Source organism: Maribacter aquivivus (assembly GCF_900142175.1).
Classification (GTDB): domain Bacteria; phylum Bacteroidota; class Bacteroidia; order Flavobacteriales; family Flavobacteriaceae; genus Maribacter; species Maribacter aquivivus.
On sequence record NZ_FQZX01000001.1, the window covers coordinates 1,553,845 to 1,566,262 of the forward strand.

Annotated in this window: 8 protein-coding genes and 1 tRNA gene; 6 read left to right on the plus strand and 3 right to left on the minus strand. The window is 35.7% G+C overall.

The annotated features are described in order from the left end of the window. Positions 1–35: 35 nt before the first annotated feature. On the minus strand, positions 36–3,359 hold the full coding sequence (locus BUC31_RS06520) for a glycosyltransferase family 117 protein (RefSeq protein WP_073242338.1): 3,324 nt from the start codon (positions 3,357–3,359) through the stop codon (positions 36–38). A gap of 168 nt (positions 3,360–3,527) precedes the next feature. Here BUC31_RS06520 and BUC31_RS06525 point away from each other — a divergent pair. After that, positions 3,528–3,598: transfer RNA gene (locus BUC31_RS06525), tRNA-Gln, on the plus strand. 325 nt (positions 3,599–3,923) lie between these two features. Beyond that, positions 3,924–4,184 (plus strand): hypothetical protein, encoded by a 261-nt coding sequence (locus tag BUC31_RS06530; protein ID WP_244534010.1) that lies wholly within the window; start codon positions 3,924–3,926, stop codon positions 4,182–4,184. Positions 4,185–4,230: 46 nt separating this feature from the next. Here BUC31_RS06530 and BUC31_RS06535 read toward each other — a convergent pair whose 3' ends face one another. Beyond that, positions 4,231–5,556, minus strand: coding sequence for a cation:proton antiporter domain-containing protein (locus BUC31_RS06535; protein WP_073242341.1), 1,326 nt, complete (start codon positions 5,554–5,556; stop codon positions 4,231–4,233). Between the two features lie 221 nt (positions 5,557–5,777). Between BUC31_RS06535 and rimP the strand changes: the two genes are divergently transcribed. Genes rimP through infB form a run of 3 tightly spaced genes read left to right on the plus strand, consistent with a single transcriptional unit; the run spans position 5,778 to position 10,370 of the window. Further along, positions 5,778–6,239, plus strand: coding sequence for a ribosome assembly cofactor RimP (rimP, locus tag BUC31_RS06540; protein ID WP_073242343.1), 462 nt, complete (start codon positions 5,778–5,780; stop codon positions 6,237–6,239). 12 nt (positions 6,240–6,251) lie between these two features. Continuing rightward, on the plus strand, positions 6,252–7,484 hold the full coding sequence (nusA, locus tag BUC31_RS06545; RefSeq protein ID WP_073242344.1) for a transcription termination factor NusA: 1,233 nt from the start codon (positions 6,252–6,254) through the stop codon (positions 7,482–7,484). A gap of 42 nt (positions 7,485–7,526) precedes the next feature. Further along, the gene (gene infB / locus BUC31_RS06550; RefSeq protein ID WP_073242346.1) at positions 7,527–10,370 is read left to right on the plus strand and encodes a translation initiation factor IF-2; all 2,844 of its coding nucleotides are present in this window, start codon (positions 7,527–7,529) and stop codon (positions 10,368–10,370) included. A gap of 57 nt (positions 10,371–10,427) precedes the next feature. On the opposite strand, the gene BUC31_RS06555 is transcribed toward infB, so the two are convergent. After that, entirely contained in the window at positions 10,428–10,799 is a 372-nt protein-coding gene (locus BUC31_RS06555) for an SPOR domain-containing protein (RefSeq protein WP_073242347.1), read from the minus strand. A 232-nt stretch (positions 10,800–11,031) separates the two neighbouring features. Here BUC31_RS06555 and BUC31_RS06560 point away from each other — a divergent pair, with 232 nt between their 5' ends. Next, positions 11,032–12,402, plus strand: coding sequence for a c-type cytochrome (locus BUC31_RS06560; protein WP_073242349.1), 1,371 nt, complete (start codon positions 11,032–11,034; stop codon positions 12,400–12,402). Positions 12,403–12,418: the final 16 nt, after the last annotated feature.

Consider the following 12,418-nt stretch of genomic DNA (forward strand, 5'->3'; position numbering starts at 1 on the left):
AGCTTTTTTTGTGACCTATTATAATAATAAATTGTCTATTCTATAATTTCGGTCTTAGTATTGTCAGGTAAAATGGTGTCAGAAACCGGTACGGTATCCATCATATCTGGATTGGCCTGTTGCATTTCTTCACGCATGTCCATATCATCCTCATCTTTATAGAAATGTTGGAATTTATCAATGTACTCATTAAAGATCAAGGTTTCTTTCTCAGCAATATCTTCACTATCATTAGTTATAATGATATCTATATTACGTCTGTATGCTTCCATATCTGCAATGATATCATCAATATTGCTGTATTGTTCGTCTAAACTTGTAGAAGCATAATACTCCAATCTTTCTTGGTACTTCTTTTTTAGTTTTTCGAATAGCGCACGTGCTTTGTCGCCTTCACCAACTTTATAGTATCCATCTATAAAAGGTTCTATTAAAGTGTAATACCCAAATTTATCAACTGGCATATTGGTCAAAGATATTTCGATAATATCTTTAGCCTTGTCCATTTTGTTTTCTTTGATTAACGCCTCTGTCAAACGAGCCAAGTTTCCTCTAAAAGAAACGCTTTGAATACGTGTTTGAGTGTCATGGTAAATATCACCACCTGCATTACCCCAATCCCATCCGGTAACAATATCATACATTAAATCAGTATCGATACGACCAAGTTCAAATGCGTTAGGTCTTTCTGTGCGAATAGGTACTAGTTTATATGCTAAGCCATCTAGTTGAAGGTAATCTTTCATCCAAAGGTATTCAGCATCGTCAAAACTACCTCCAGAGAAGTATAAAGGACGTTTCCAGTCATTGTTCGCTAAGATATCAAGCATCATCATGCTCTTCTTCGTTATTGCACCCGGTAGGTCAATATCAATATAGTCTACAATAAGGTCGGCATCTTTTTCTTTAACCAAGCCACTGCTTAATACATTTTGTTTGTTTACGGGAACCCTAATTTTATTAGTAGGGTAGTAGACCATGTTTTGAGTATCTTCAGGATACTGACTTAGGTCTGTTCCGTTTTGTTCAAATAAATACTTAAGCTTAGTTCTAGGTTTATCGCTGTCGATCCAATTGATGAAATCTTTAATTGGCCATCTGTTTTCTGTGATACCTTGGTGGTATAACACATCTCGTGAGCCCCATCTATATTTCTCATGTGTAATTTGAGAAGGAATTGGTGCACTTTCGTATGCTGCAACCTTCATTTGGTCTACATACCAATCTGTTTCAAAAAGACTGGTACAGACAATACGTACGTCTGTTCTGTAGTTTTCAATTTCTTGTGCATACCAAATTGGGAAGGTGTCGTTATCTCCTATTGTAAATAATATAGCGCCAACATCTTCTTGACATGAGTCTAAATATGCTTTTGCAGATGAATTTGCAGTGAATCTACCAGATCTATCATGGTCATCCCAATTCTGTACAGCCATTACTGTTGGTACGGCAAGTAAGGTGACGACAACTACTACTGGTGCTAATATTTTAGGTGTAATCCAATCTTTAAAGCTGTCATAAAGCCCGTATACTCCTAAACCTATCCAAAGGGCAAAAACATAGAATGATCCAACTAATGAATAATCACGTTCACGAGGTTGAAAAATACCTGGGTTGGTGTAAAATTGAATAGCCAAACCTGTAAACAGGAAGAATATCAGCAATACCCAAAATTGCTTTTTGTCTTTTGAGACCTGAAAAACAATACCAATAATCCCTAAAATTAAGGGCAAAAAGAAATATGTATTTCTGCCTGGGTTGTTTTGTATATCGCTTGGTAAGTTGTCTTGACTGCCTAATCTCATGCTGTCAATTGCATTTATACCACTTAGCCAGTTCCCATTTTCATTGTATCTACCTTGAACATCATTCTGCTTTCCAACAAAATTCCACATGAAGTAACGTAAGTACATATAGTTGAACTGAAACTCAAACATGTATTTTACATTGTCCCACACGGTTGGTGGTTGTACTTCTATGTACTCATCAAAACGCTTTAAAAAGCTAATATATTGGTCAGCACCAATCTCGCCATTTGCAAAACCTATTTTAACTTGTTCTGCGGCTTGTCTTAATTCTTGATTTGGTTTCGTAATTCTGAAATCTAATGCTCCAAAATAACGCATGTAGTTTTCTGCATTTTGTGAGCTCCACATTCTAGGTAGTAAACCTTGATGTTTTGGATTAGGACCTTGAACTGCATCTACATATTTGTTTACAATAATATATTTGCCAAGCGCATAATCTTTTTCATATTTAGGTTTGCCGTCTTGGTCTTCACCTGCAGGCGCAAACATGTCGGAATAATAGGTACCGTAAACTGGACTATCAACACCTGGGTATTGCTCTCTATTGTAATACGCTAAAAGTGCTCGCGCATCTTCTGGATTGTTCTCGTTGATAACAACCTTGGCATTTGCTCTAATTGGTAACATTAACCAAGATGAAAAGCCTAAGAATAAAAACATCATACAAAGAACAATGGTGTTTCCTGTTCTGTAATTGTTTTTTCTTGTATAGCTTAATGCGAAGTAAAAAGCGGCTATGAATAGTAGCCCTATAATAATAGATCCAGAGTTAAATGGTAACCCTATGCTATTAATAAAGAACACTTCTCCCCAACCAAAAAGTTGAAGAATATAGGTAAGTGAAAATTTATATACCAACATTAAAATGGCAATAACAATAATGTTTGCCAGTAAAAAGTTTTTTACAGTAGTCTCTTTGTAAGTTTTAAAATAATAAAGTAGCCCAATTGATGGTATTGCCAAAAAGCCCATAAATTGTATACCGAAAGTAAGACCTACAACGAAAGAGATTAATACGATCCATTTGTTACCTCGCGGATCATCTAAATTATCAACCCATTTTAAGCCCATCCACAGTAATAAAGCCATTATAAAACTTGCCATGGCGTATACTTCAGTTTCTACGGCATTAAACCAAAAACTATCAGAGTAAGTAAATGCTAGGGATCCAACTAAAGCGCTGCCAAATACTGCAATTGCTTTACTATTGGTAAACGGACCATCTTTATCAATCAGTTTTCTGGTGATATTCGTAATTGTCCAGAACATGAATAAAATGGTGAAAGCACTTGAAACACCAGATACGAGGTTGACCATCATAGCAACTTGGCTAGGTTCTAAAGCGAACATAGCAAAGAATGCGCCTATCATTTGTAGTAATGGTGCGCCTGGTGGGTGACCCACTTGAAGCTTGGCGGCTGTTGCAATATACTCTCCCGCATCCCAAAAACTATTGGTGGGTTCTACGGTAATGTAGTATGTAATAAGTGCTATGAAAAATACGGACCATCCTAATATAGTGTCCCACTTGTGGTAGTTCTTTGAAAACATGAAGCTTGGGTTAAACCTAAGTGGCGAATTTACTAATTAATATAGAAAGGAATGAACTATTTTTATAAACCTTTAACATAGGTAAAGTAGATTTTTTTCATTTTTACTTTAAAAAATGTTTGGTGAAACAAAACTTTGTTTTAAATTTGCAGCCTCTTAAAAAGGTATTGGCCCATGGTGTAATGGTAACACTTCGGTTTTTGGTACCGTCATTCAAGGTTCGAATCCTTGTGGGCCAACTAAGAGAGCAAATATAATCCCGATGTCATTTGATATCGGGATTTTTGTTTTTTATGATTTAAATCATTTTATTTTAATTTGAACTGTAAGACCTTCGCTATTCATTCATATTTAAAAGCTGAATATGTAGAAATGATGAACTGTATGTAAGTATTTTTGTACATTTAGTCCGATAACGTTACAAATTCATCGGAAAAGAAACCATTTCGATCGTGTTATTATATACTTTGGTACCCTAAAGAACTTAACCCTATGAAACTCTCTCCAAAAGTTTTAAAGATATTATTGATTGTTGTTTTGCTTGGATTTGGAATTGGATTCTATATGCAAGACGTAAAACATGAAGAAAGTACGGCTCATGCTTGGAAGGCGAATCGCTATAATTTAGATCGCTTTAATAAAATCATGGAGTACAATAACAAAATGAACTCTTCTAACTGGAGAGTATTAAAAGATAGTATAGATCAGCAGTTAGATACCCTTATGATACTTCGTTTTCGTAAAGAAGTAGATAGTTTGGATGATGCTGAACCACAAGCATACAGCGATCAGGTTGAAGTGCATGCTTCATTTATGCCTCAATAACTCTTTCAATTTTGTATTATAATTAGTACTGCTTTGTAATCCCTTTTTAGATAGTATCCTCAGGGCTTATTTGTTCTGGGGTGTCATTTTTAGGTTCGATCAGTTCTTTGTTTTCCGACTGTCTAATTGCATCTTCAGCTAAATTCCTTTCTGCAATCTCTTCGTCAATTTCATCTAGCATAGTGCCCATTTTTCGTTTATCGCGAATCATGGCCCATGTCATTACTAAACTGGTAGCAATTATTACGAACAGTAGAATGCCAGATTCGAAACCTTCAATTTGTGCTTCCATTGGTATTGCGTAGAATAGTAATACCGTGATCAATCCTCTTGGGGCGATAAATAATTGTGGAAGCATATCCTTGCCAACAAAAACAATAAGTACTAAAAAGCGTATGATATAAATCGATGCTATAATCAGTAAACTGACAATGGCTACGTTAACGCTTAGCAGTGATGATAATACAATGGTGATACCAAATATTACAAAGAAAAAAGTACGGACTACGAATGCTGTTTCTAGAGTAACAATATGAAGTTCATGGTAAATTTGTTGCATTCGTTCATTTTCTAGAAAAATCTTTGTTTTCCCTGGAAAGAACAAATTTACATTCTTAACAATTAGACCAAAAACAAGTATAATGATCAAAGAAGATAGATGCATTTTTTTTCCAATTGCATAAAGAAGTAGTAGAACGGAAATAAGTAAGAATAGTTTGGCTTGGCTTTTAATACGTTGAAAGACTAATATTATGGCGTAGCTAGCGACCAAAGCAATAACTATAGTAACAACCAGATTTATTCCAAAACCCACAGCCCCTGTATCTTCTGCAGGGTTTAGTTTTCCTGTTAAAAAGTAAAACATCATGATACCCATGATATCAGAAAAGGTACTTTCATAAATATGGAATTCTTTTTTCTCTTCGCTCAATCCGCCTACGCTAGGTATAATTATAGCACTAGATAATATGGATAATGGTGTAGCGTATAGCCATGCAGATTGCATGGTCATATTAGGTATAAATTGATTTAGAATTAAAGCGGCGACATAAGCAGATCCTACTAAACCAATTAGCGCAATTGCCATAGATTTTAAAATTGGCCATAACTTTTCTTTCTTTAATTCTAATTCTAAAGCTGCCTCTAAGACAATCATTATTAGTCCTACTGTTCCAAGAATTTCTAACGAACCTTTAAAGTCTGGTATTTCTGGTATAAAAAATTCAAGTCCTATTTTGATGAGAATACCCAAGACAATAAGCATGAGCACAGCCGGTATATTGGTTTTTTTAGAGATGCCGTTAAAAAAGAATGATAATACTACAATTAAGGACGCACCTATAATTAGATTGTAAGATGAAAGAATTTCCATTAGTGTTATTTTGGTTGGTGTTAGGCTAAAAATAAGATAATTTCTAAAAGCGCATATTTTTTGTTGTACTTATTATTTATTTTGATTGTTTTCATAGTGAATGAATTAGGTGTAAATAGACTATTGTAGGAAAATAAATTTATTGTATATTTGCAAAGCTGAAAGGATATAAAAGTATTCATGAGGGGACAATTAGTCCCCTCTTTTATTACTTATTATTTATGCTAAAGGAAAAAGTAAAAGAATTATTGGAACAAGGTCTTCAAGAAGATCCCTCCCTGTTTTTAATCGATTTCACTATGGGTGCTGATAATAGCATTCATGTTGTAATAGACGGTGACTATGGAGTTACGGTTAATGATTGTATAAAAATAAGTAGGGCTATTGAAAATGATTTAGATCGTGAAGAACACGATTTTTCCCTTGAAGTTGCCTCTGCAGGTGCAGCGGCTCCGTTGGTTATGCCTCGTCAATATGTGAAGAATATTGGTAGAAAACTTGAAGTTCGTACAAACGACGATAAGTTTGAGGGAAATTTGACCGCTGTAAATGATGATTCTATTGTTTTGGAGTGGAAAGCTAGAGAGCCTAAGCCGATAGGTAAAGGAAAAGTGACCGTTCAGAAAAAAGAAGAAGTAAATTTTTCAGATATTATTAAAGCAAAAGTTGTATTAAAATTTTAATTGTAATTACCAATGGAAAATATTGCGTTAATTGAATCTTTCTCAGAGTTTAAGGACGATAAGTTCATAGACAGGGTAACATTGATGGCCATTTTGGAAGATGTTTTTAGAAATGCGCTTAAAAAGAAGTTTGGTTCAGATGATAACTTTGATATCATTATCAACCCAGATAAAGGTGATTTAGAAATTTGGAGAAACCGTATCGTTGTAAACGATGGTGAGGTTGAAGAGCCGAATGAAGAAATTTCATTAACTGCTGCTCGTAAAATTGAGCCAGATTTTGAAGTTGGTGAAGATGTGTCTGAAGAAGTGAAGTTGATTGATTTAGGAAGAAGGGCTATTTTGGCATTACGTCAAAATCTTATTTCTAAAATTCATGAGCATGACAATACAACTATTTATAAGCACTTTAAAGATTTAGAGGGCGAAATATATACGGCAGAGGTTCATCACATTCGTCATAAAGCTATTATTTTGTTAGATGACGAAGGTAATGAGATAATCTTGCCAAAAGATAGGCAGATACCTTCAGATTTCTTCCGTAAGGGAGATAATGTAAGAGGTATTATTGAAAGTGTAGAATTAAAAGGTGCTAAACCTACCATAATAATGTCTAGAAGTTCACCTAAATTCTTGGAGCAATTGTTCTTTCAGGAAATACCTGAGGTGTTCGATGGATTAATTACTGTTAAGAAAGCGGTTAGAATACCAGGAGAAAAAGCGAAGGTTGCTGTAGACTCTTATGATGACCGTATTGATCCGGTAGGTGCCTGTGTAGGTATGAAAGGATCTAGAATTCATGGTATTGTTCGTGAATTAGGTAATGAAAATATAGATGTTATCAACTGGACGGCTAACCCTCAATTGTTAGTTACTAGGGCATTGAGTCCTGCAAGAGTTTCTTCTGTTAAGTTGAATGAAGAAAAGATGACAGCGCAAGTTTACTTGAAGCCAGAAGAGGTTTCTAAAGCTATTGGTAGAGGTGGGCATAATATTAGATTAGCTGGTCAATTAACTGGTTATGAGATAGATGTGTTCCGTGAAGGAGTAGAGGAAGATGTTGAATTAACAGAGTTCTCTGATGAAATCGATGCTTGGATTATAGAGGAATTCAAGAAGATCGGATTTGATACAGCACGTAGCGTCTTAGAACAAGATGTTAACGATTTAGTGAAGCGTACAGATTTAGAAGAGGAAACTATTTTAGAAGTTGTGCGTATCCTAAAAGAAGAATTAGAAGATTAGCTATATATTAGCACTTAAATAAAAGAACGGGAATCAGTATTTATGGCAGACAATGCAAAAATAAGGCTTAATAAAGTTCTACGTGAACTTAATATTTCCTTGGATAGGGCAGTGGACTTTCTTAACGGAAAAGGACATGATGTGGAAGCGAGGCCTACCACAAAAATTTCCGATGATGTTTATCAAGTTTTGCTTGACGAGTTCCAGACGGATAAGAGTAAAAAGGTAGCTTCAAAGGAAGTTGGCGAGGAAAAGCGTAAGGAGAAGGAGGCAATTCGAGTTCGATTAGAAAAAGAACAAGAAGATCGTCGCTTGTCCCGTGAGCGAAGAAACGCTGAATCAGAAGAGAAAGCTTTGGTTGGTAAGGTTGAACTTTCCGGACCTAAAATGGTCGGTAAAATAGATCTTAATCCTAAGAAAAAAGTTAAGGAAGAACCTGTTAAGGCGACTCCGAAAGCTGAGGAAAAGGTTGCTCCCAAAGTAGAAGAAAAAGCTGCGCCTAAGGTTGAGGTTAAGGAAACTAGAAAGGTAGTCTTACAGGGTCCTAAGATAGTTTCTCAACCGATAAAGAAGCCAGAGGTAAAGAAAGAAGAACCTAAAGTTGAAGCTCCAAAAGCGGCTGCGCCTAAAGTTGAGGAAACTAAGAAGCCAGAAGTTAAAAAGGAAGTTGCTAAAGTAGAGCCTGTAGCTGAAGTTGCTCCAGAGCCTGAAGCTCCAAAGACTATTGAGACTCAATATCAGAAACTATCAGGTCCAAAAATTGCAGGAGAGAAAATCGATCTTAGCAAATTTGAGAAACCTAAGAAAAAGAAGGAAGATAAAAAACCTGCTGCTGGTGCTGTTGATCGTAAAAAGAGACGTAGAAGAATTGTTACAAAAAATCCTTCTGGTCCTGGTCAAAGTAGAAATACTGGTAACACTGGTGATAGAAATAAAGGTAGAGGAAGATTTGCACCTGTTGCAAAGGTAGAGCCTACTGAAGAAGACGTTCAAAAACAAGTACGTGAAACCCTAGAAAAACTTCAAGGTAAATCTAAGAAGGGTAAAGGGGCTAAGTACAGAAGAAGTAAAAGAGATCAGCATCGTGAGCAGACTGAGAAAGATCTAGAACAACAGGAATTAGAGAACAAAGTACTTAAGGTTACTGAGTTCGTTACTGCAACTGAGGTTGCGACTATGATGGGTGTTTCTACGACCGAAATTATATCTGCTTGTATGTCATTAGGATTAATGGTAACGATGAATCAGCGTTTAGATGCTGAAACATTATCTATTGTAGCTGACGAGTTTGGTTATGAAGTTGATTTCGTTACTGCTGATATTGAAGAAAGTATAGTTGAAGAAGTTGATGCTCCTGAAGATTTAAAATCAAGAGCGCCTATTGTTACTGTAATGGGTCACGTGGATCATGGTAAAACATCTTTGTTGGATTATATCCGTAAAGAAAATGTTATTGCCGGTGAAAGTGGTGGAATTACACAACATATTGGTGCATATGGTGTAACTCTTGAGAATGGAGAGCGTATTGCTTTCTTAGATACACCTGGTCACGAAGCGTTTACCGCTATGCGTGCAAGGGGTGCTCAAGTTACAGATATTGCAATTATTGTAATTGCGGCAGATGATGATATTATGCCACAAACGAAAGAAGCAATTAGCCATGCACAAGCTGCTGGTGTGCCAATCGTTTTTGCAATAAACAAAGTAGATAAGTCTACTGCTAACCCAGATAAGATTAAAGAAGGTTTAGCACAAATGAACTTACTGGTAGAAGATTGGGGTGGTAAAATACAATCACATGATATTTCTGCTAAAACTGGTTTAGGTGTTAAAGAATTATTGGAGAAAGTTTTACTTGAAGCAGAATTGTTAGAGTTAAAAGCAAATCCAGATAAGCATGCTACAGGTACTGTGGTAGAAGCTTTCTTAGATAAAGGTAAAGGTTATGTGTCTACTGTATTAGTTCAGTCGGGTACACTTAAAATAGGTGATTATGTATTAGCTGGTACCACAAGTGGTAAAATTAAGGCAATGCAAGATGAAAGAGGTCATACTGTTAAGGAGGCTGGGCCGTCTACACCAATATCTATTTTAGGTCTTGATGGTGCTTCGCAAGCAGGTGATAAGTTCTATGTGTTAGAAGATGAACGTGAGGCAAAACAAATTGCTTCAAGAAGATCTCAATTACAACGCGAGCAGTCTGTTAGAACACAACGTCATATAACACTTGATGAAATCGGAAGAAGAATTGCATTAGGTGATTTCAAAGAGCTTAATATTATCCTTAAAGGTGATGTTGATGGTTCTGTTGAAGCCCTTACGGATTCTTTCCAGAAATTATCTACCGATGAAATTCAGGTAAATATTATTCATAAAGCAGTTGGTCCTATTACAGAATCAGATGTGTTGTTAGCTTCGGCTTCAGATGCTGTTATAATTGGTTTTAATGTTAGACCAATGGGTAATGCTAAGGCAATCGCTGAAAAAGAGGAAATTGATATCCGTATGTATTCTATTATATATGCAGCGATTAATGATCTTAAAGATGCGATGGAAGGTATGTTGTCTCCTGAAATGAAGGAAGAGATATCTGGTACTGCTGAGATTAGAGAGACATTTAAGATTTCTAAAATTGGTACCATTGCAGGTTGTATGGTAACTACTGGTAAAATATTTAGAAACTCTAATATTAGGTTGATACGTGATAGCGTAGTAATTTACACAGGTACTTTGACTTCTTTAAAACGATTTAAAGATGATGTTAGAGAGGTAGCAAAAGGATATGACTGTGGTCTTCAGATCAAGAACTATAATGATATCAATGAAGGTGATATTGTTGAAGCATTCCAAGAGGTTGCTGTGAAGAAGAAATTGAAGTCTAAATAGAATTTCAATAAAAGAGTTTTTTAAATCTCTTTAAAAATAAAGCAAAAAAAAATCGACCTATTTGGTCGATTTTTTTGGTTTTAATAACATTGCGTCAGGATACTTAATTCGTACCTCATTAAACTTTCTCTCCGCATCTAACTTAGAAGTGAATCTGCCTACTCTTACTCTGTAAGTAGGTGAGTCAAAATCTATTTTTGATGACAAATCAGGAAAATCTTCCTCAACATTTGCTTTTATTCTTTGTGCTTTGGCGTAATTTCCAAAACCAACCTGTATTCTGTAATATTCGTTATTACTTAGTGAGGATTTGTAGATTTCTAACAATTGATCAATCTTTGGGTTTTGTTCAATGTTCACATTTGCACCTTGCGCATAGCTAAATTGAGCAAAACAAGCAAAAACCACGATGGTACTTAGAATTTTCATAACCTATTTTTAATTTTATTTTCGTTATTGACAAAAGTAATTTATTAAGGATCAAACAAATAAATCAGGATCTATTTAGAATATTTCTAAATTGTAAATTATAGATACATTAACATTTTCCAAATAAAGTCTATGTCGTATTTTTGTCTTCGATTTAGGCATTTGGTGGATTGTAATTGGTTTCATCTATGACCAAAATCATGCCAAGATTCCGATAGAAATATTCGATAATATGAAAAAGGTTCCAAACCGAAATCAGTTTTCTAAAATTTTAGGTTTATCCCTAATAGTTTTTTTGCTTTTTGTAAGTCCGTTAACAGCGCAGGATACTCCTGTTGCCGACGCTTCAGCTACTGAGGTGGCTGCTGGTGCTGGGGATGCAAAAAATGGTAAAGCATTGTTCAATCAGAACTGTGCGGCTTGTCATGCGTTGAATCGTAAGATGACCGGACCTGCATTAGAAAATGTAGAAAGTAGATTAAGTGAAGATGAAGGTTTAGATAAAGATTGGTTGTATGCTTGGATAAAAAATAGTCCTGGTGTTATCAAGTCAGGTGATGCTTATGCTAATAAGCTTTATGCTGAGTACAATCAAGCGGCAATGACTGCTTTCCCAACTTTGTCTAATAGTGATATTGATGATATATTAGCGTATACCGCTGCGGCTCCGGCTGCTGCGCCAGCTCCTGCTGCAGGTGATGTTCAAGCTGCTGCTGCAACTACAGGTTCTTCTGGTGTATCTAACGAGATTATATTGGGTGCCTTGGTGCTTGTGTTTGGTCTGTTAGTGGTTATGTTGTTGTTGGTAAATAAAACTTTGCAACGAATAGCTCAGGCAAACGGTATCGTTCTTGAAAAAGATAACGCTGCAAAAAGAACTCCGATTTGGAAAGCATTTGCTCAAAATCAATTTTTGGTTTTAGTTACTGCAATTATCTTGTTATTAGGTAGTGCGTATTTTGCTTATGGTTGGATGATGCAGGTTGGTGTTGATCAAGGTTACGCGCCTATTCAGCCAATACACTATTCTCATAAAGTACATGCTGGTGATAATAAAATTGAATGTAAGTATTGTCACTCTTCAGCTAGGGTTTCTAAGCATTCAGGTATTCCTTCGTTGAATGTATGTATGAACTGTCATAAATCAGTTTATGAGTATACTGGTAATCCTGAAGGTCCTTCGCAAGAAGATTTAGAGAACGGTTACACAAACGAATTCTATACTGGCGAGATTAAGAAATTGTACAAAGCAGTTGGATGGGATGAAGAAACTCAAAGTTATACTGGTGATAGTCAGCCTGTAGAATGGGTTAGAATTCATAACCTTCCTGATTTTGCTTATTTCAATCACTCACAGCACGTTTCTGTTGCAGGTGTTGAATGTCAAACTTGTCACGGTCCTGTAGAGGAAATGGAAATTATGTATCAATACTCTCCATTAACAATGGGCTGGTGTATTGATTGCCATAGAGAAACAAATGTGAAAGTTGAAGGTAATGAGTACTACGAGAAAATTCATGCTGAGCTTTCTAAGAAGTACGGTGTAGAGAATTTAACAGCTGCTCAATTGGGTGGACTGGAATGTGGTAAATGTCACTATTAATAATAATTTAAAGAAG

Bases quoted from the DNA above. Each gene is read 5' to 3' on its own strand.
- BUC31_RS06520 (WP_073242338.1), bottom strand. From the start codon at position 3,359: ATGTTTTCAAAGAACTACCACAAGTGGGACACTATATTAGGATGGTCC.
- BUC31_RS06530 (WP_244534010.1), top strand. From the start codon at position 3,924: ATGCAAGACGTAAAACATGAAGAAAGTACGGCTCATGCTTGGAAGGCG.
- BUC31_RS06535 (WP_073242341.1), bottom strand. From the start codon at position 5,556: ATGGAAATTCTTTCATCTTACAATCTAATTATAGGTGCGTCCTTAATT.
- rimP (WP_073242343.1), top strand. From the start codon at position 5,778: ATGCTAAAGGAAAAAGTAAAAGAATTATTGGAACAAGGTCTTCAAGAA.
- nusA (WP_073242344.1), top strand. From the start codon at position 6,252: ATGGAAAATATTGCGTTAATTGAATCTTTCTCAGAGTTTAAGGACGAT.
- infB (WP_073242346.1), top strand. From the start codon at position 7,527: ATGGCAGACAATGCAAAAATAAGGCTTAATAAAGTTCTACGTGAACTT.
- BUC31_RS06555 (WP_073242347.1), bottom strand. From the start codon at position 10,799: ATGAAAATTCTAAGTACCATCGTGGTTTTTGCTTGTTTTGCTCAATTT.
- BUC31_RS06560 (WP_073242349.1), top strand. From the start codon at position 11,032: ATGAAAAAGGTTCCAAACCGAAATCAGTTTTCTAAAATTTTAGGTTTA.